Origin of the sequence: Micromonospora sp. NPDC000668 (genome assembly GCF_042897975.1) — a bacterium.
Classification (GTDB): domain Bacteria; phylum Actinomycetota; class Actinomycetes; order Mycobacteriales; family Micromonosporaceae; genus Micromonospora.
The window spans coordinates 1,059,781-1,079,697 of the sequence record NZ_JBIAYP010000001.1; the positions used below are offsets into that span (position 1 = coordinate 1,059,781).

15 protein-coding genes and 1 pseudogene are annotated in these 19,917 nt (G+C 71.0%); 3 read left to right on the forward strand and 13 right to left on the reverse strand.

The window, feature by feature from the left end:
- Positions 1–158: 158 nt before the first annotated feature.
- Entirely contained in the window at positions 159–419 is a 261-nt protein-coding gene (locus ACFY29_RS05015; protein WP_386983503.1) for a helix-turn-helix domain-containing protein, read from the reverse strand.
- Between the two features lie 56 nt (positions 420–475).
- Between ACFY29_RS05015 and ACFY29_RS05020 the strand changes: the two genes are divergently transcribed.
- From ACFY29_RS05020 to ACFY29_RS05030, 3 genes are all read left to right on the forward strand, one after another.
- Entirely contained in the window at positions 476–1,771 is a 1,296-nt protein-coding gene (locus ACFY29_RS05020) for an alkaline phosphatase family protein (RefSeq protein WP_386983505.1), read from the forward strand.
- 352 nt (positions 1,772–2,123) lie between these two features.
- On the forward strand, positions 2,124–3,197 hold the full coding sequence (locus ACFY29_RS05025) for an ATP-dependent DNA ligase (protein WP_386983507.1): 1,074 nt from the start codon (positions 2,124–2,126) through the stop codon (positions 3,195–3,197).
- Positions 3,198–3,377: 180 nt separating this feature from the next.
- Positions 3,378–4,214, forward strand: coding sequence for a DUF4352 domain-containing protein (locus ACFY29_RS05030; protein ID WP_386983509.1), 837 nt, complete (start codon positions 3,378–3,380; stop codon positions 4,212–4,214).
- 72 nt (positions 4,215–4,286) lie between these two features.
- On the opposite strand, the gene ACFY29_RS05035 is transcribed toward ACFY29_RS05030, so the two are convergent.
- The 12 genes and pseudogenes from ACFY29_RS05035 to ACFY29_RS05090 all read right to left on the reverse strand — a co-directional run bounded on the left by ACFY29_RS05035 (position 4,287) and on the right by ACFY29_RS05090 (position 19,902).
- Positions 4,287–5,792 (reverse strand): protein kinase, encoded by a 1,506-nt coding sequence (locus tag ACFY29_RS05035; protein ID WP_386983511.1) that lies wholly within the window; start codon positions 5,790–5,792, stop codon positions 4,287–4,289.
- A gap of 306 nt (positions 5,793–6,098) precedes the next feature.
- Positions 6,099–6,548 carry a hypothetical protein gene (locus ACFY29_RS05040; RefSeq protein WP_386983513.1) on the reverse strand — a complete coding sequence of 150 codons (450 nt, stop codon included), beginning with the start codon at positions 6,546–6,548 and terminating at the stop codon, positions 6,099–6,101.
- A gap of 234 nt (positions 6,549–6,782) precedes the next feature.
- The gene (locus ACFY29_RS05045) at positions 6,783–7,553 is read right to left on the reverse strand and encodes a DUF4386 domain-containing protein (protein WP_386983515.1); all 771 of its coding nucleotides are present in this window, start codon (positions 7,551–7,553) and stop codon (positions 6,783–6,785) included.
- 1 nt (position 7,554) lies between these two features.
- Positions 7,555–7,842, reverse strand: a complete 288-nt coding sequence (locus ACFY29_RS05050; protein WP_074307876.1) for a hypothetical protein — start codon at positions 7,840–7,842, stop codon at positions 7,555–7,557.
- Positions 7,843–8,050: 208 nt separating this feature from the next.
- Complete coding sequence (locus ACFY29_RS05055) at positions 8,051–10,780, reverse strand: LuxR C-terminal-related transcriptional regulator (RefSeq protein WP_386983517.1); 2,730 nt, start codon at positions 10,778–10,780, stop codon at positions 8,051–8,053.
- Between the two features lie 334 nt (positions 10,781–11,114).
- A pseudogene (locus tag ACFY29_RS05060) lies at positions 11,115–12,083 on the reverse strand (NAD(P)-dependent alcohol dehydrogenase).
- A 56-nt stretch (positions 12,084–12,139) separates the two neighbouring features.
- Positions 12,140–12,892 carry a DUF4386 domain-containing protein gene (locus tag ACFY29_RS05065; protein WP_386983519.1) on the reverse strand — a complete coding sequence of 251 codons (753 nt, stop codon included), beginning with the start codon at positions 12,890–12,892 and terminating at the stop codon, positions 12,140–12,142.
- A 137-nt stretch (positions 12,893–13,029) separates the two neighbouring features.
- Positions 13,030–13,872: an SMP-30/gluconolactonase/LRE family protein gene (locus tag ACFY29_RS05070; RefSeq protein WP_386983521.1), complete on the reverse strand. Its 843-nt coding sequence runs from the start codon at positions 13,870–13,872 to the stop codon at positions 13,030–13,032.
- On the reverse strand, positions 13,869–14,591 hold the full coding sequence (locus ACFY29_RS05075; RefSeq protein WP_386983523.1) for an SDR family NAD(P)-dependent oxidoreductase: 723 nt from the start codon (positions 14,589–14,591) through the stop codon (positions 13,869–13,871). Before ACFY29_RS05075 ends, ACFY29_RS05070 begins: the two co-directional genes overlap by 4 nt.
- A complete protein-coding gene (locus ACFY29_RS05080) occupies positions 14,588–15,484 on the reverse strand; it encodes a dihydrodipicolinate synthase family protein (RefSeq protein WP_386983525.1) in 897 nt (298 codons plus the stop codon). Before ACFY29_RS05080 ends, ACFY29_RS05075 begins: the two co-directional genes overlap by 4 nt.
- The gene (locus ACFY29_RS05085; protein WP_328418380.1) at positions 15,485–16,645 is read right to left on the reverse strand and encodes a mandelate racemase/muconate lactonizing enzyme family protein; all 1,161 of its coding nucleotides are present in this window, start codon (positions 16,643–16,645) and stop codon (positions 15,485–15,487) included.
- On the reverse strand, positions 16,645–19,902 hold the full coding sequence (locus ACFY29_RS05090) for a hypothetical protein (protein ID WP_386983527.1): 3,258 nt from the start codon (positions 19,900–19,902) through the stop codon (positions 16,645–16,647). Before ACFY29_RS05090 ends, ACFY29_RS05085 begins: the two co-directional genes overlap by 1 nt.
- Positions 19,903–19,917: the final 15 nt, after the last annotated feature.

Here is a 19,917-nt window from a genome sequence, read left to right on the forward strand (position 1 = left end):
GGCAGGTTCTTTGGGCGCCAGGCTGGGTCGGGGTTGATCGACGGTGAGTGATCGTTAGCTTGTTTGGGCGCCACCTGCGGCATGTTCGGGGTCGCCGTAGCAATGGCCGCAAAACAACGGATATCCCTGACCAACAGTGATGATGGTCTGCCCGTTGGTCAGCCTTCCTCGACGATGGTTTCGGTAGCGGAGCCTTCGCGGTGTTTGCGGAGTTCTCGGTACAGCGTGGAGCGGCTGATGCCGAGGTCGGCGGCGACTTGCTCGGGGATCGCACCGTCCTTGATCCGCTGGGCGGCTCCGGCTGGAGCGTGCCGCCGGCGCCCGCCCGGCCAAGCAGGCCCGCGGCCTGCCGACCGGGCGCCCGGCGAAGCTCCCGGGCGACGAGGTATGAACGACGCGAAACCACGTTGCACGTTCACGACGTCGCCACCTTGGGCTCACTGGGGCGCCAACCCGACTCGATTCAGTGCACTCCATGATCCGAACTCTCCGCAGCCTGGGCCGCGTCACCGCGGTCCTCGCCCTCCCTCTACTCACGTCGCTGCCGGCGTACGCCGCCGTGCCGGACTCCCTACCGGCGCAGGCGGCGCCGGCGGCCGACCACGTGATCTTCATCGGCCTCGACGGCTTCGACTACGACTACCTGGGCGAGGTGCCGACGCCCAACATCGACCAGCTCGTCAAGCGTGGCAGCGTCACCGAGTCGACCGGCGTCATGCAGTCGATCACCAACCCGTCCTGGTCCTCGATCGCGACCGGCGCCTGGCCGGAGCGGCACCTCAACACCGCCTACGTCTACGACCCGGTGTCGCACACCGCCCGCGGCCAGGAGCGCGATCTCGCGGTGCCCACCATCGCGGAGGCGGTCCGCGCCCAGGGCGGCACCGTGATGTCGTCGCAGTGGTTCATCGTGCAGAACCACGGGACGGCGTTCGGCGACCCGGAGGGCATCTACACCCAGCCCGGCGGTGACTGCTCGCGTCGCGTCGACGACATCGTGAAGGTGATCAAGGGCGAGCCCGTCAAGAGCGGCGCCACCATGGTCACGGCCCCGAAGATCCCCGACCTCATGGCGGTCTACTGCGACGCGCTCGACGCGATCGGGCACGAGGGTGGCGACCACGACCCGCGGATCCCGGGCGCTCTGGCGGATCTCGACGCCCAGATCGGCCGGATCGTGCAGGCCACCAAGGACGCCGACATCTTCGGTCGCACCACCTTCGTCATCACCGGCGACCACGGCATGACCACGTTCACCAAGGGCTTCGGCACGCAGGTGATCGACGCGATCGCCGAGGCCGGCTACAAGGCCGAACTCCTCGGGACCGGCAAGACGCCGCAGCCCGACACCGACGCCGTCATCGTCGTCGGCGGCATCGGCAGCCTGCACCTGATCGGCGCCGCGAAGAACGACCCGCAGGCGGTCGCGAAGATCAAGGCCGCGCTCGAGGCGACCCCGCACGTGAGCCAGGTGTTCGACAAGGCCGCCCAGCAGGCGATGCACATGAGCCCCCGCTTCGGTGAGCTCGTCATCGAGCCGGAGCCCGGCTGGTCGATCGGCGGCGACCCGGCGGGCGGCGTCGCCGGCCGTCACGGCGCCACGACCGAACTGCACATCCCGCTGGTGCTCTCCGGCGCCGGCGTCCTGCCCGGTGTGCACCCCGTCGACCCGCACCACGTCGACATCGCCTCGACGATCGCCGCACTGCTCGGCATTCAGCCGCCGTCGGGCGCGCAGGGTCGGGTGCTGAGCGAGTCGGTCCGCGACTGACGCCGGAGCGTCGGAGGCTCAGGCCCGGCCGACTGCAGGTGGGGCGGTCCCTGCCGCCGGAGTACGGCTTGGATGGCGGCGGCTACGCCACGTCGTAGATGGAGGTCGACGTGCCCAAGGGCGCGATCTTCGACACCCGCAATTGCCTCGCCGGCTGGAAGTGGCTACACCCGTAGCTGACGCACATCCCCCAACAACACGGCGACGGCCCCCGGTTCGTGCGCGGGGGCCGGCCGTGTTCAGGGGTAGAAGGGCGCTGAGCCATTCGCCCTGCCCGATCTGCGCCCGCGGCGCCGTGCCGGTCCGGCACGATCGCGGCAGGGGGGCCGGATGAGCGTGGTGCGCTGCGTGGGTGGCTCGGCCCGGCCGGGGTGAGCCGGGCCGGGCCGAGCCGGTGCTGCGTCGGCCGGTCGCCCCGATGCTCTCCGCGCCGGTGGACGCCGTGCCGCAGGGGCCGCGCCTGGCGTACGAACCCAAGTGGGACGGGTTCCGCGCCCTCGCCTTCGTCGAGGCGGCCGGCGTCTACCTGCAGTCGCGCGCCGGCAAGAACCTGACCCCGTACTTCCCGGACATCACCCGGGCGATCCGCCAGGCCCTCCCGCAGGGGGTGATCCTCGATGGGGAGCTGATCGTGTGGGAGCGGGGGCGGACCAGCTTCGCCCGGCTGCAGCGCCGGGTCACCGCCGGACGGGGCCTGCTGATGATGGCGCGGGAGTACCCGGCGCACTACGTCCTGTGGGATCTGCTTGCCGACGTCGGCGGCCAGGTCGTGATCGACGCGCCGCTGTTTGAGCGACGGGCCCGGCTTGCGGAGCTGCTCGCGGATGCGCCCGCGCAGCTGACCCTCACGCCGCAGACCACCGACATGGACGAGGTGGGCGATTGGCTGACCGCGTACACGGCGGCCGGGATCGAGGGTGTGGTCGTCAAGCGGTTGGACGGCCGGTACGAGCCCGGCCGGCGCGGCTGGCAGAAGTTCCGGGTGCGTGCGGTGACCGAGGCGATCGTCGGCGGGGTGACCGGCAGCCTCGTCAATGCGAGCACGCTGCTCCTCGGTCGGTTCGATCGGCGGGGACATCTGCGCTACACGGGAAGGACGCATCCGTTGGCGATGCCCCAGCGTCGGGAGCTCGCGCCGCTGCTGTCCCCACTCCGGTTGCAGCGCCGGGGCATCGTCGCGCACCCCTGGCCGCAGCCGCTGCCGTCGAGCTGGAGCGGGCAGCTGGACCGGCCCGAGCCGCTGCGCTACGTGCAGGTGGAGCCGACGGTGGTGGCTGAGATCGAAGTGGACACCGCTTTCGAGCACCGGCGATGGCGCCACCGGGTGTGGTACGTGCGTCCGCGGCTGGACCTGTCGGTGTACGACGTGCCGCTGCTGCTCGGCGACGAGGCCGACCCGTTCTGGGACGCCGCGGCCGGAGCGTGAACAAGTTGGTGGCTCAACGGCTGACGGCCGGGTTGCCAGATCGGGTGTTTCTCGAGCTGACCGGGCGTGTGGGTCAGGCCAGCCGGAGGACCGTTGCCTGAGGCGAAATATGTCAGGGTGGAAAGTATTGCGCTCAACTAACGGGGCAGCGCGAATCAAGACCCGGGAGAACACCACTCAATGACCACCCCCTACGACCCTGCGCAGAACCAGCCGCCGGCCGGCCAGCAGCCGATGCCGCCCACCGCTCAGTTCCCGCAGGTGCCCGCCGGCCAGTTCCCGCCGCCGGCGCCCGGGCAGTTCCCTCAGCAGCCCGGCCAGTTCCCGCCGCCGCCCGGCGCGCCGGCGCCCGCCGCCCGCAAGCGGCCCTGGCTGATCCCCACCCTCATCGGCGTCGGCGCGTTCGTGGTGCTGTGCTGCGGCGGCTCGATGGTGATCGGCCTGGTCAGCGGCGACGACAAGAAGACCGATGTGTCCGTCAGCAGCGACATCCCCGCTGCCAGCCCCACCACCTCCGCCCCCGCGGCCGTCGCCCCGAGCACGTCGGCCCCCACGCCGGCCAAGCCGGAGCCGGCGAAGACGACCGCGGTGCCGGCCCCGGCCAAGCCGAAGACCTTTGGCGTCGGCGACAAGGTGCGCGGCGGTGACTTCGAGTTCACCGTCAACGGCGTGAAGTGCGGGATCTCCCAGGTGGGCAGCCAGTTCCTGAACACTAAGGCGCAGGGCACCTTCTGCAAGGTCAACGTGACCGTCAAGAACGTCACGAAGAGCGCGCACACCTTCCACGCCGACGGCACCCTCACCGCCCAGGACGCCACCGGCCGGGAGTACGAGGCCGACGGCGAGGCCGGGATCTACGGCAACACCGACGGGCAGGGTTTCCTCGACGAGATCAACCCGGGCAACTCGGTGAAGGCGAACGTCTACTTCGACGTGCCGAAGGGCACGAAGTTGAAGACGATCACCTTTGACGCCGGCCTGTTCACCTTCGCCGAGGACGCCGTCGTCACCCTGTGACCGGCCCCCAGCCGCGAAATGCGTGACTGGCGACAGCAGCGACAGCCCGGAAAACCCCGAGCTGTCGCTGTTTTACCGTAGATCGGCGGCGATCCGGTCGGCGTCGGCGGTCAGGGCGTCGTAGCCGTCGGCGGTGAGTTTGCCGTCGCGTCGCAGCTCGCTGAGCTTCTCGAGCAGCTTCTTGAGCTGGTCCTCGGCATGGTCGGTGTCGCTCTCGGCGATCTCTTTCGCGATCGCGTCCACCTTGGTGTGCAGGTCCTTCGCGGCATCCGGGTTCAACCGGCCGGCTTCCACCTGCTCCCGGATCGACTGGCGCGTGCCGGCGATCGGGTCAGCGGGTGGGGTGGGGCTCGGCCTTCGGGAGGTGGCCCGAGGGCTCGGTGTCGGGCTGGCCGGGGTGCGGGTGGCGGACGCGACGGCCCGCACGGTCGGCGTAGCGGGCGCGACGGTGACCGGCACAGCCGGCACGCGGGGCGCCACGACGGTGGTGGCCGATGCCGGCGGCGTGGTCGGTCCCGCGACCGAGGTGTGGTCGTCGCGGTCGAGCAGCGTGAAGCCGGTCAGGGCGAGCAGCGCGACGCCGAGCAGGGCCGCCGCCAGCAGCGCTTCGCGGCGACGCCGTGCCGGGCGGTAGCCCGGCCTGGGGCGTGCCGGGCCGACTGCGTCCGGCCTGGGCGGAGGAGCGATCACCGGCGTGGACCGTCCCGGCTGGCCCGGATCCGCCGGCGTGACCGGCACGAGGGGAACCGGAGTGCCGGCCCGGGGCAGCAGGGCTGCGAGGCGGTCCCGGACGTCGGCCGCGTCGCCCGGCCGGTCGGCGGGATCTTTGGCCAGCAGTTCGGCGACCAGCGCTTCGAGCTCGGCGGGTACGTCGGGCCGGCGCTCGCGCAGCGGCGGGGGTGGCTCGTTGACGTGCTGATGCAGCACGCTGAGCTGCTCGCCGACGAACGGCGGACGGCCGGCGAGCATGGCGTAGAGGGTGCAGCCCAGCCCGTACAGGTCGGTGCGGTGGTCCACCGGCCGGCAGAGGGCCTGCTCGGGAGACATGTACGAGCTGGTGCCGAGCTTGGTCGCCGGCTCGGTGAGGGTCTTCTCCCCCTCTGCCCAAGGAAGTCGGGCGATGCCGAAGTCGCAGATCTTCACTGTGCCGGTGGCGGTGACGATCAGGTTGCCCGGCTTCACGTCACGGTGCACCACCCCGGCCGCGTGCGCGGCTGCGATCCCGTCGCAGGTCTGTACGGCGATCGACAACGCCTGCAGGACGGGGAGCGGGCCGTCGGCGATCAGGGCGGACACGGTCCGCCCCTCCACCAGCTCCATGATCAGGTAGGAGTCGTTCTCCTCGGCGCCGAAGTCGTGGACAGCGACAATGTGCGGATGGGTCAGCCCGGCCGCCGCACGGGCCTCGCGGTCGAAGCGTTCCGCGGCCATCGGCTCCTTCAGGCCGGCCTCGGCGAGCACCTTGATCGCCACCGGGCGGTCCAGGCGCAGGTCGCGACCGCGCCACACCTCACCCATGCCGCCGCTGCCCAGTAGCTCCTCGGCCTGGTAGCGGCCATCCAGCAGACGTCCCAGCACGGGGCCTCACTGCTCCAACCCTGCGCGCCGCTACACGGGGGCGATGACGTGGCGGCCGGCATCGGGGTCATTGAACGAACCCTCAGGGGTTCCTCGTGGTGGACGATCCCCCACTCTGGTCAACGCGCCATCGGCACCGAGGACACGACCGGCGTCGCCGACAGCTTGGAGGAATGGGGTCCTGAGCGTCGGGCTTGGGACTGCTGGCACAACAACCCGGGGCCCTGAGCTGCGGTTCTCGGCCCCGGGTTGAACTTGGCAGGTCACCCAGGCGTGCCGCTGGCGACGCCACCAGCAACTGTCACATCAGCTGGCAGCGGCGCGGTAACGGCTGAGCATGACCAGCGCCGTGGCGGCGGCGCCCAACAGTCCAGCGAGCGTGACCAGCCAAAGCCCGGCACCGACGCTCACCTGGGTGGCGGCGCTGATCGCCTTGCCGATTCCCAGCGGGTCATCCTCACCGGACATGCTCTCCCGCATCTGCGCCTCTGTCGCCTGCAGATCCACAATCTTCCACACGCCGATTCCGAACAATGCGAGGGCGGCGAGGCCAGCGAAGATCGGCGCGACGATGGGCACGCTCTGGCGCCGCAGACTCAACCCGCCGTAGGCAGCCACCACGAGGCCGAGTACAACAACGATCCAGCCGTCCTTCCCATCCGTACCGGACAACGACATGCTGCCCAAGATCGGCGCGGTGACCTTCGCCCAGGGTATGAACGAGCCAATGACGGCCGCGATGCCCGCAGCCAGCACGATCCATTCGCGGACCGGTCGCGTTGCGGCCGGCGCCAGGGACGGTCCACCTTCGACGGGGGAACTTCCTCACGGGGTCGGCGGGTCGGGGCGGTCGTGGGGGTGCCCGACCCTGGGGGCGGGCGACGTGCACCTTCTGGTTGGGCGCGGAGCGGCCCACCGATTCACGGTGGGCCGCTCCGGCGATCTGCGCTGCCGTGTCGGGAGCGCCGCGGCACCCGCTGGTGCGGGTTGTCAGGCGACCGGGAGGGAGGGGTGCGCGGCGCCTGCCGGGACGGTGTTCGTGGTGATCGGGGAGGGCTTGAAGCCCTTGACGACCAGCCAGACGCCGAGCGACAGCTCCCAGGAGAAGATCGGGGCGGCCGCGATCCCATGCCACACGGTGCCAAGCTCGTAGCTGCCGAAGAAGATGGCGGTGACGTCGGCGAGGAGTAGGACGCCTCCGATGAGTCCCATCGTGGGGATGAGGCGTGGCACGAGTCCGGACCGGTACATCAGGGTGCCGAGCAGGAGGGCGTTCAGCGCTGCCATGAGGTTGGGTCCGAGCAGGAACGTCCAATCACGGACCGCGACGAGCGACTGCCCGACGGCGACGAGCGATGCCTCGTCCGCTCTCGCCGTTCCCGCCAGGTTCTGCCGCAGTGTCACGACCGACAGAAGGCTGACGACGCCGATCACGATGATGGCGGCTTCGAGGAGGCGGGTGGTGACGAAGCCGAGCGCGAAGCCTTCGTGCTGCCGCTTGACCACCGAGTACAGGGCGACGGCGGTGCCGATACAGGCGAGGGCGTTGACCACGTCGAGGAAGCAGCCCAGGAGCACGCTGGTGTCGGCGCCGGCGCTGACGATGTAGTCGGGGTTGCTCAGCACGGGACTGAGAAGGAACACCGCGGGGATCGAGCTGGCGAAGGTGATCAGGTAGAGCGCGCCCGCTACCAGGGAGGTCTTCCTCGTCGAGTCCACCGGGACTCGCGTTGGCGCTACGATTCCTACGGTCGTGGTCATGTCAGTCTCCTGGGTGTGAGTCGTCGGGGTTCGGTGGCGGGCACGTCGGCTGATCGGTGTCGAGCTGGGCGACCGAGAGCAGCGGCAGACCGATGTCGCGCACCTTGTGCAGCAGTCCGTGTAGCGCGGCCTGGTCCGCGACGGGGCCGTCGAGGACGGTGGTGCCGTCGCTGTTGGCGGTGAGGGTCATCCCGTCGAACCAGGTGGCCCAGCGGGAGGCAAGGTGTCCCTTGATGCGGATCTCGTACCGCCCCGGCTTGTCCGGGTGGCCGGCTGATGTGTCGCTCATGGTGCTCCTCTTGCCGTGCTGGTCCGCAGGGGTCTCCGCCGGCTTGGCGGACCTTCGGGATAACCGCACGTTAGGAGCGGACCTGATTAGCGGACATCACCACGTGTGGTGACGAGCGTGGTGAACTATTGGATCGAGGCCACCGCGAGGTGGGCGCCCCGGCAGGCGACGACGCGCGGCCGGGCTCCTGGAGCGTGTGGTGCCGAGGTCACCGCTCACGGGTGCGCGACAACAGGTTGAGCTCCCCGGCTTGACGCACCGCTGCCCGTCGGCTGTTGACGCCGAGTTTGGCGTAGATGTTCCTGGTGTGGGTCCGCAGGGTGTTCAGGGACACCACAAGCTCACGCGCGATGGCTGGGCCGTCCAGGTCGGTTCCGAGCAGCCGGAGCACCTCCAGCTCGCGTTCGCTGAGGGGCTCTACGAGGCCCTGCGTGAGGCGCCGGGGCTGGTTGACCGGGGTCTCGTCGGCGCGGCCGCAGGCGTTCACGAGTCGATGAACGTAGTCCCAGGAGACCCGCTGTTTCGCGACCGCTTTGAGCAAGGAGACCATCGGTGGTCCCTCGCCCGCGAACACGCGGACATAGCCCTCCGGTTCGGCCAGGGTCAGCGCACGTTCCAGCGGGGCCAGGGCACCCGGGGTGTCGCCGCGGGCGTGGTGGGTGAGCGCCTGGAGCACCAGGATCTCGATGACGCTTCCCGTCCGCTCCCCCGCTTCCGCAGCCGTCAGGAGGCGCTCCAGGAGTCGGGCCGCCTCGGTGGCGGAGGCTCCTGCGCGGTGCGCCGTGTACTGCGCCAGAAGCACTCTGGCCAGGGTGACGTGCTCGAACTCGCGCAGGTAGGACACGTCGTCGTCGACGGACAGACCCTGCTCTCGCGCCCAGCTGAGCGCTTCGCCGATCCGACCCTGCACGGCCAGCAGGCGTGCCGTCAACGCCGGGACCGGCCGCACGTTCGGGGAGAAGTCACCCACGTACACGTGCTGTGCCTCGTCGAGCAGTTGGAGTGCGCCGCGCAGATCGCCCTGGGCCTGCAGGACCCGGGCCATCGAGACTCGCCAGCGATAGCGGTTTTGCGGCAACCCGGTGTGCTCGCCGAGCTCCTGGCTGCGCCGAAGGTGCTGGGTGGCGGCATCCAGGTCGTTGCGCTCGCAGGCGATCTGACTCATTCCTACGTACATGTCCGCCATTCCGCGCAGCACTGGTCCGCCGTGGTGGGAGGCGAGCTGCAGAGCCTGCTCGTAGGTGCGCAGCGCCTCGCCGAGGCGTCCCTGCGTGATGCGGGTGTCCGCCAGCGTGATCGAGCAGCCGAGGACGTCGGAGATGTGCCCGACCCGCCGCATCCCCTCGACACAGGCGGAGTAGGCCTGATGCGCGGCCTCGAGGTCTCCGTTGCCCCAGAACGCGAGCCCCAGGAGGGCCGATGCCCCGGCCCGCGTGAGGTAGTCGTCGACCGCCGTCCGGTCGATCGCACGATGGGCGTGCCTGATGGTGGCGGGTGTGTCGCCTCGAACCAGTGCCAGCGCGGCTCGGTACATCTGGATCACCCCCGGGAGGCGGAGGAGCTCCTCCTCGTCGACGACGACCATCTCCGCGCGGTCGGTGGGGGGTTTGTCCAGCAATTGCTCGGCGTCCCGCAGTCGGTCCTCGATGCCCTCGAACTCGCCTCCCGACATCAACGCCCCGATCAGGCCGACGGCAAGCACTGGCCTGACCCGGACCACCTCGTCGGGGATGGCGTCGAGCCAGCCACGGATCGTGGGATCCTGCCTGTTCCGGCGCAGAGCCGGCATCGCCAGCTCGACCAGTCCCGCTGCGCGCTCGACGTCCCCGGCAGCCAGGGCGTGGCGAACTGCGGGCGACGGCTCACCGTTCTGGTCGTACCACTGGCTCGCGCGGCGGTGCAGGTCCGCGGCCTCGTCGGCGCGTTCATCCAACAGATGCGTCCGCAGGACGTCCGCGAAGAGGTGGTGGTAGCGGTACCACCGGCGGCTGTCGTCGAGCGGGACTACGAAAAGGTTGGCGCGGTCCAGCGACTCCAGCATGGCCTTCCCGCCGTGCTGCGCGGTGACGGCGTCACACAGCGGACCGCTCAACCGGTCCAAGATCGAGGTCTGGACCAGGAAGGTCCGGACATGGTCGGGTTGGCGCCTCAGAACCTCCTCGACCAGGTAGTCGACGATGTATCGGTCATCGCCTGCGAAGCCGGCGATGAAGCCGGCGACATCGGCTCGTCCCTGCATCGACAGCGCTGCCAGCTGGAGCGCGGCGATCCACCCCTCCGTGCGACCCTCCAGGGCTGCGATGTCGTTCGCGGTCAGGTTCAACCCGATGACCTCGTTGAGGTAGTCCGTGACCTCGTCCAAGGTGAAGCGCAGCTCGGCGGCGCGGACCTCGACCAGCTCGCCGCGAGCCCGCAGCCGCGCCAGCGGCAGCGCCGGGTCAGCCCGGCTGCTGATCACCAGGTGCACGTGTGGCGGGAGGTGCTCCAGCAGGAACACCATGCCGGTCTCGACGTCGGGCCCGTCGACGAGGTGATAGTCGTCGAGCACCAGGTGGATCTCGTTCGGCACGGCGCTGAGCTCGTTGAGCAGGGTGGCGAGGACGGTCTCGATCGGCGTCTGGGCTGACTGCAGGAGCGGCAGCGCGCCGGCGCCGACGCCTGGCACGACGTTCTGCAGGGCGGTGATCACGTAGGTCCAGAACAGGCCGGGCTGGCTGTCGCTCTCCTCGAGGGAGAGCCACGCCACGGACCGTTGCTCAGCGCCTGAGGCCAGCCACGCGCTCAGCAGTGTCGTCTTGCCGAAGCCGGCGGGGGCGGAGATGAGCGTCAGCCGCGATTCTGCCCCGCGGCTCAGGCGCTCGCTCAGTCGCTGGCGTGCCACCAGACTGTGGCGGAGCTTGGGGATGTACAGCTTGGTCTCGACCAGGGGGCTTGCCATCACAGCTCCCCTCGTGGGCCCTCGGCGGGGATGCGCCCGAGAGTAGAGCACCCAGCCGTGCCGCACGGCACTCTCGAGGGCTTACACCGCCGTTGAGCCGGAGGGGGAAGGCCTGAAGACCGACCGCAAACGCCGGCTCGCCACCACCGGCCTGCGCGGGTAGGTGGTGGCGAGGCCGCCCGGTTCCCTCTGCGTTCGGACGGTTGGTCGTTCGCTGGGTGAGTGCGACGCTGTGCTACGTGAATCCGATGGCGCCCGCGAAGCGAAACAGGGTGCTTTGGGCGTACGGAAGATCGATCCAGTGGGCAGTGCTTCGACGTGCCGTGGTTCGCGCTCAGATGGTGATGGCGACCTTGCCTCGTGTCTTACCGTCCGCGAGGTAACGCATGGCCTGCGGGACCTGCTCGAGGGGATAGGTTCGGCCGATGCTGGGCGTCAGCTTGCCCGCCTCGAGGAGATCGGTGAGGCGTTCGAGGTCGCTGGCCCGCTGCCTGGCGATGAAGGTGGTGATTCGCTGGCGGACGAACCGTGACAGGGCCAGGCCCCGCAGTTGACGGTTCATGCCGCCCGAGAACGAGCCGCCTTCCTCTCCCCCGACGATCACTGCCGTTCCGGTGGGCGTGAGTGCGCGGCGCAGTCGGGAGATGGTGGGGTTACCCGCAATGTCGAGGATCACGTCGTAGCGGCGCATCCCGTCGGCGAAGTCGTCGCGGGTGTAGTCGACGACGTGGTCGGCGCCGAGAGACCGGACCAGGTCGAGCTTGGCGGTGCTCGCGACCCCGGTGACCTCGGCATCGAACGCCTTCGCCAGTTGTACGGCGTAGCTGCCCACCCCTCCGGACGCACCGATGACCAGTACCGCTTGTCCTGGCCTGACGCCGCCGACGGCGTCCAGAGCCTGCAGGGCGGTGGCTGCGGAGACCGGAACGACCGCGGCCTGCTGGAAGGAGAGGTTCCGTGGTTTGCGGGCCAGTTTGTCCTCGCGTGCGACCGCGTACTCGGCGAACGTTCACTTTCCGAAACCGAACACCTCGTCGCCCGGCGCGAACCGGGTCACCGCCGAAACGACCGCGACGACGGTGCCGGCGACGTCGATGCCGAGCACGGGGTCCGTGGGCCTGGGGACGCCGAAGGCGAGCCGGCCCAGGTACGGCTGGCCGGTCATCATGTGCCAGGTGCCGCGGTCGAGACCGGCCGCATGAACGCGGAGAACGACTTCGTCGTCGGTGGCCTCGGGTCGGGCGACGTGGGCGAGGCGCAGGACGTCGGCGTTGCCGTAGGTGTCCCGCACGATGGCCCGCATCGTGGCGGTGGTGGTGTCGGTGGTGGTCATGGTGTTCCTCCGGTCGCGGGTGTGGCTCAGGGTGTGACGAGTGGATGGTTCGCCGGCGCGATGCCGACCGGTGCGTTCGTGTCGACCGGTGGTTTCGGGTCGGCCGGCGTCCGGGCGCCCTTGATCAGCAGGTAGCCGACCATCGAGACCTCGGCGATGGTCACCAGCGGCACGACAACGATCGGTGAGACCGCCGCCGCGAAGCCGGGCGCGAGGAACTGCAGCGGCACGTCGATCAGGTACGCGGCGGTGGCGACCATCAAGATGACACCCAGCGGCCGGGGGAACATGCCGGATTGGTAGGCCAACCAGCCGAGGGGGAACAGCCAGAGCCCGAAGAAGATCTGGGCGACCAGGAAGCCGCTGTGCTGCATGTCCATCAGCAGCAGTACCAGGGCGTCCGACTCGTCGGCGGCGAAGACGCTCGTGTAGGAGGGCTCGGTCGCGACCAGCAGCGCGGCGAGCTGGTGGACCAGATTGAGGCAGGTGATGCCGACCTGGAGCACGACGAAGAGGACCATCGCCCGGGCCACGTTCCTGTTCACGTGCTGCAGCAGGTGCGACAGCGCCAGGACGAGGAACAGCGCGAACGTCGCCTGCACCAGGTCGGCCACGAAGCTGAGCCTGACCAGATCGGCGTTCGAAACCACGTTGGCCGCGGTGGCTACCGCATCGTCCGCGACGTAGACGTTCTCGCGCACGATGTGCGCGAAACCGGCGAAGATCGCGACAACCAGGTAGTAGGCGCCCGCGATTCTCGCGAGGCGTAGGTGGAGCATCCGAAACTCACCGAGTACCTCGCCGGGAAACCCGGACCGGGTCGTCGTGGTGGGCCGGGAACGTCTGCGGCAGATGTTGCCTCAACGACAGGGCGATCAGCGCGGCAGACAGCAGCGACAGGAACACGGTCGTCCGCTCAACGGACGCGGTGATCCAACCCGACCACGAAGCGGGCGGCCGGAAGACCGGCTACGCCGACGTCCGCGGTGAACACGGCTCCGGACAGCTCGGCGCCGTCCGACCGCGCGGTCGTGACGAAGAGCCATCGATAGCCGGGACCGCCGAACGACATGTTCGTGACCAGCGGCGTGGGCAGGCGTAGCGTGCGGTCCGGAGCGAGGTGGGGCGTGTAGCCGAACACCATGCCGGATCCCCACGAGGCCACCCAGACCCCGCCGTCGGCGTCGACGGCGATCCCGTCGGGGTGCGCAACCCGCACCGCGGCAACGGGGCGGCCGTCGGGCCCGTACGCGGTGACCGTGTCGGCGAAGCTGTCAGCGTGGTAGAGGAGGCGCCCGTCCGGGCTGGTGTCGACGCCGTTGGATGCGCCCACGTGCCCGGCGAGGACGCGATGGTTCAGGTCCGGCTCCACCACGTACAGGGCGGCGCGATTGGCCCGGGTACGGTCGATCGACCCGACGTAGAGGTTGCCGTCGCGTCCGCACACCGCGTCGTTCAGTGCCAGGTCGGACGGCCCGGGCAGGGACAGCAGAGGTTGGAAGGTTCCGTCGTCCGGGTCGACGGTGCCGATGTCCCGCCCGGACACGCCGAGCCATCCCCCGTCGGCCCGCGGCACCAGGGCGGTGACCGGCCGGTCGCAGGTCGCGCCGGAGGCGGTGCCGGAGGCAGGATCGAGGGCCCAGAGGCGTCGGCCGTCAATGTCCACCAGGTGCAGGCGGGCCGAGGCCTCGTCCCAGACCGGGCACTCCCCCAGCTCACAGCGCACGTCGGCCAGCACCGCCCAGTCCCTGGATGTCACAGCCATCTCGCTCGCAGGTCGGGGCGGAGCCACGCCGCTGGTGAGGCGATCGACAGGCCACCGTCGACGGGCAGCACGACGCCGGTGATGAAGTCCGCTGCCGGCGAGGCGAGGAACGTCACGGCGGCGGCGACGTCGTCGGGTCGGCCTACCCGCCGCAGCGGGTAGCCCTCGGTGACGGAGGGCAGGTCGGCCTTGCCGATCATGCCGGGGGCGACGGCGTTGACGCGGATGCCGGCGGGACCGTACTCGAGCGCGAGCTGGCGGACGAGTCCCTCCACGCCGGCTTTCGCGGCCGCGTAGCCCGGCAGGCCGGGCGCGGCGAGGCTGGCGTTGACGGAGCTGACCGCGACGACGGCGCCGCCGCGCGGCAGCAGGGGCAGGGCGGCGCGGACGACGTAGAACGTCGAGCCGAGGGTCACGTCGAGGGCGGCCCGCCACTGCGCGTCGGTGGTCCGCGTCGCCGGAGCGACGGGCATGACCGCGGCGGCGGGCACCACCACGTCGAGTCGGCCGAGTGTGCGGTGGGCATCGGCGACGGCGCGGGCTGCCGCGTCCGGGTCGGCGCAGTCGGCCACCAGTTCGGCCGCGAAGGCGGGGTCGCTGTGCTGTTCGAGGGAGACGCCCACGACGCGATCGCCGGATTCGGTGAAGGCGCGGGCGATCGCGGTGCCGATCGGCGAGGAGGCGCCGATGACGAGGATCCCGCGTCCGCTCACCGGGCAAGCCCAAGGTCGGCGAGGATGGTGGCGAGTGAGTCGCGGCTGGCCGGGTCGAGCGGGCGGGCCGGCGAGCGGACGGTGGCGTCGGCGATGAGGCCACGGCGCACCAGCACCTCCTTGTGCACCGCCCAGGCGATGCCCTGCTGGAGGCCGAACAGGATCAGCGGCAGCAGCCGGGTGAAGCCCGCGCGGGCGTCGGTGTGCCGGCCGGCCTGCCAGTCTGCGAGCACCGGGCCGAGCAGGTCGGGGAACTCGCAGGCGGGCATGGTGCCGATCGCTCCGCGGGCGTACTCCTCCAGGCAGAACTGGGCGTTCTGGCCGCCGAGCACGGCGAAGCGGTCGTCGGCGCGGGCGGCGACCACCGCGACCACCTTGGGCGCGGTCGGCGGCGATTCCACCTTGACGGAAGTGACGCCGTCGAGCTTGCCGAGCTCGGCGATGAGGGTGGGCGGCATCGTCACGCCGGTGGCGCCGGGCGCGTCCTGGACCATGACCTCGACCCCGGCGGCGGCGGCCACGTCGCCGTAGAAGGCGAGCAGCTGGTCGGACGTCGGCTTCACCATGAACGGAGGAAGCACCATCAGCGTGGTCGCGCCGCCGGCCACCGCGGCACCGGCCTGTTCGATCGCGGTCACCGTCGACGTGCCGTTGACCCCGGCGACAACTGGGACCGCGCCGGCGACCACCTCGGTGACGGTGGCGAGAATCCGGGCCCGCTCCTCGGTGGTGAGCGCGAAGCCTTCGCTGGCCATGCCGAAGACGGCGACGCCGGTGACGCCGCTGGCGAGCTGGAACTCGGTGAGCCGGCGCAGGCTGGGCAGGTCGAGGGCGCCGTCGGGCCCGAACGGGGTGGCGAGGATCGGCACGAGGCCGTGCACGGTGTGGGGCACTCAGGACTCCTTGACCAGGGCGCGAACCGTCTCGGCGTCGACATCGACGCCGAGACCGGGACCCGCGGGCAGATCGAACGCGGCCGGGTGCACAGGCACCGGCCCGGTGAGGATGCGGGATCCGACCTCGGTGGAGGTCGGCTGGTACTCGAACGCGGCGAGGTCGGCGACCGCCGCGGCGACATGCAGGCCGGCGGCGAGCGAGACACCCATGCCGACCGAGTGGTGCGGTGCGACGGGCACGTGCCGGGCGGCGCACAGCTCGGCGATCGCCATCGCCTCGGTGATGCCCGTACGGGCCACGTCCGGCTGGGCGATCCGCAACGCCCGCGCGTCCAGCCACTGCGCGAACTCGTACCGGTTGCGCAGCGTCTCCCCCACGGCGATCGGCACGGTGGCGCGGCTGACGAGTTCGGCGTGCCCGGCGATGTCCTCTGGGGCAAGCGGCGCCTCCAGGAACCACGCGCCGCGATCGGCGAGACCACGCGCCAGCGCGGTTGCCTCGTCCACCCCGTACGCCCAGTGCCCGTCCACGGCGATGCGCAGGCCAGGCGCGGCCTCGCGGACCGCGTCGACGGTGGCGAGGTCGGCGGCGACGCCGTGCCCGAGGTGCAGCTTGACCGCGGCGGCGCCCCGCTCGGCCCAGTTCCGGGCCAGCGCCGCGCGCTGCGGGTCGGTGGGGCGGGGCAGTCCGGAGACGTACGTGGGCAGCCGGGTGCGGAACGCGCCGCCGAGCAGCTGGGCGACGCCGAGCCCGGTCAGCCGTCCGGCGAGGTCCCAGAGCGCGATGTCCACGGCGGCGAGCGCGTCGGCCTGGTGGCCGACCAGGTGCCCGCGCTCGCGCATCAGGTCGCGCAGCCGGTACCAGGCCGGGCGCGGCGCGGTGGCGTCCATGCCGACCAGCACCGGCGCGAGCAGCAGGTCGACCACGGCCGCCGGCACCTCTGGCGCCACCGGCGCGAGGGCCTCCCCCCAGCCGGTGGTGCCGTCCTCGGCCACCACCTCCACCAGCAGCGTCTCGTAGCGCGACGAGTAGAGGCTGCGCCACGGTTCGCGGACCTCGTAGCCGCCGCCGATGGCGCTCCCGTCGCTCTTCGGCCCCAGGTAGGCCTCGTCAGCGCGTACCTTCAGCACGTGCGTGCGCACCTCGCGGACCCGCATCACGCCTCCTTCACGCAGGAAAGCCGCACCGGCCGGGACCGCCGGTCGCCGATCTGCACGATGTAGGTGAACGCCGCGGACAGGTCGTCCACGGGCACGGTCCACTCGTTGGGGTGCACGGTGCGGTCGAGCTGCCGCCAGGTGGTGCCGTCGTCGAGCGACCAGTGCAGGGTCGCCGGCTCGCGCCGGGTCGCCTGCACGTAGGCGTGGTAGCGGCTGCCGTCCGGCTTGGGGATCAAGATGCCGCGCACCGGACCCACCGGGCCGTCGTCGAAGTGGTGCGCGCCGACGGGGGCCGCGTCGGTGCGGTGCAGCGGTACGTCCAGTGGGCCGACGCCATGTACGACGATCGCGGTGATGCCGTGCCCGGACACCTGGACGGTGAGCTGGTGGTCGAGCACGGTCGCCTCCTGCGGTGCGCGGCGGTCGCGGATCACCGTCGCCCGGTACGGGGTGGCGGCCGCCATGGGCACCCGTACCGGGTCCAGCGTGACGGTGACCGTGGTCGGGGTGGCCGACGCGTTGGTGAGGCTGACGCAGAGCCGGTCCCCGCCTTCGGCGGCGATCCAGTTGACCTGCTCGGTGTCCAGCCGCACCAGGCCCTTGGGCAGCCACAGCCAGACGCCGTCCTCGCCGTGGAAGCGGCCGGGCCGGTGGCCGTAGACGTGGTAGACGAACCAGACGTAGTTCTGCTCGAACTGGGCCGGGAAGGCGATCGCGCCGCCGGAGCGGGTCTCGTGCTCGGCGATCAGGTAGTCGATGCCCATGCCGAGTTGGGCGGGTGCGTGGTGGTAGTAGATGGTGGTGTTGCCGAACGGGCCGGTCCAGGGAAAGTCCGGGCGTAGATGGTGGACCGTCAGCTGCCGGTAGTAGTAGCCGGGGTAGTTGGTGAACCGGCCGACCAGCGCGTTGTGCGCCACGTCCCGCAGCAGGTCGTCGCCGGTGTGCGCGGCGAGGCGGAGCAGGAACGGCGCCCACGCCGGGTTGAGGGTGAACCCGTTGAACCGGTAGGTGTTCACCGCCTCGATGCTCAGCCCTGTCGGTGACACCTGCCAGGCGGGCACCACCTCGTCGGGCACGTCGCGGGCCGGGTAGTCGTACAGGGCGGCGGGGTCCCACCAGCCGGTGAGCTCGATCTGCCGGTCAACGAAGAGCGGGCGCTGCGGCACGGGCACCGGGCCGTCCGGCACCGGGCGGGCGAAGATCATGGTGACGAACCGCTTCGCCTCCCGGTACGCGGCGTCCAGGTAGCGCCGCCGGCCGGTCTCCTCGAACATCTCGAGCAGCTCGACCCAGGCACGGCAGTAGTAGATGGCGAAGTCGTGCGGGTCGGCCGCGCCGCCGTACGGCTGGTCGAGCTCCTCGGCGATGTAGCGCTCGGCGGCCTCCTCGGCCTGCTGCCGCAGCTTCGGATCCCGCGTCATCCGGTACGCGGCCAGCGGCTCGCTCATCGGGGTGCGCTTGACCCAGTAGTCCTGTGTGTCGAGCGAGGAGAGCGCGAGCTCTCGGGCGGCGGTGAGTGTGCCCCGGGACAGCGCGTACAGGGGGCCGAGGGCGGGCGCGCCGAACGGGGTGCCGCACAGCTGGTGCTTCGTCGGGTCACCGTAGACAGTGGCGTCCTCGCGTGGCGTCCAGCCGTACCCGTTGCGGGACAGGTGGAACTCGGTCGTCGGTAGCGCCCGTGTGTCGTACAGTTCGTCGTCGCCGGTCAGCTGGTAGGCGCCGAGCAGCACCCCGGTGGTGGTCGCGCGGACGGCCTGGTCGTTCTCGATGTCGATGAAGCCCTTCGCCCGGCTCCACCAGCCGCTCGGTGACCCCTGGTAGTCGACCTGGTCGTCGGTGTCCGGGCCGGCCTTCATCAGGTCGATCAGGTTGTGCACGGTGTCGGTCAGCGAGGCGTGGACGTTGCGCCGGTACGCGGTGTAGCCGTACTCGCCGCGCAGCAGGTCGCGGTACGCGTCGTACAGCTCGGCATGGGCGGCGTACACCCCGACAGTGAACCGGTAGGGCTCGCCGGCGCGCCGGTCGGCGCGCCGGCCGTACTGCGGGGCGTAGAGAGTGGGCTGCACCGTGCCCTCGGGGGTGCCCAGGCTCATCCCGAACGGCTGGTCGTCGTCGCCGCGCGCCGACTCGTATTCGAACGGCAGCTCCGCGGCCGGGGCGAACAGCCCGGTGGTGACTGGGCCGCGCTGCACCAGGCACAGCGGCGCGAACAGCTCGTCGCGGCCCACGGACGCCGGTCCGCCCACCATCCGGGCGTGCTGCAGCGGCCCGCACAGCACCTCGTCGATCTCGTCGACGGGTGCGGCGGCGAAGGCCCGGTAGGCGATCACGAACCTGCCGTCGACCTGCGTGGTCAGCTCGATGTCCACCGTGGGGTGCGGTCCGGACAGCCGCCAGGTGACCGTGAGGGAGAACAGCTCTGGGTTGCCACCGCTCAGCCGGACCGCGTCCGGGCCGAGCAGCTCGACCTGGTCGAGCACCACCTGGTGCCGATCGAGTGTCCGTTGTGGATTCCGGCGGCTGCCGCCGCCGCCGTGCAGCACCAGCCACCGCTCGCCGAACCGGTCGCCGCCCACCGGTTCCCAGCCGCCGTCCGCCCGGATGGACAGGTCGGCGGCGTACCCGGACCCGCCGTCCCACCGCAGCGCGGCGATCTCCAGACGGTGCGCGGCCCCCTCGACGGCGGCGTACGGCTCGACCACCGCCTTGGTCAGGTCCGGGCTGGCGGTGTCGGCGCGGTCGGCGGCGGGCGGCGTACCTGGGCCGAGGTCGACCACCTGCACCGGGGCGAACCCGGCGGCCATTCCGGTGGCCCCGACGCCGACCCCGCCGCCGTCGAGCGGCTCGGGGTCGGTGACGGTCACCGGGGTGCGTCCGTCCACCGTGATGGTGAGCCGGCCGTCGACGACGGTGACCTCGACGGGCAGATACCGCCCGAAGTCGAAGGACACGATGTCGTCGGCAAGCAAATCGTCGCGCCCGCCGGCGTGCCGGAGCACCGACAGGTACCGCACGCCGGTGCGGATCCGCAGCCGGATCGCGTACCAGCGCTCGGCGTTGGCGTTGACCCGCAGTTCGGCGGTGCTGACACCGGTGCCGTGGCGCGGTTCCGGCACCCGCACGGCGGTGCGGACCACGTAGTTGCCCGTCATCGCCGGCAGCGCCGCGCTGAGCAGGTGCCGCCCGTTCGGGTGGCCGTGGCCGTCGACCTCCGTCGGGCTCTCGAAGGGCAGGAATGCAGGCTCAAATGTCACAGGACCGCCCCCGTG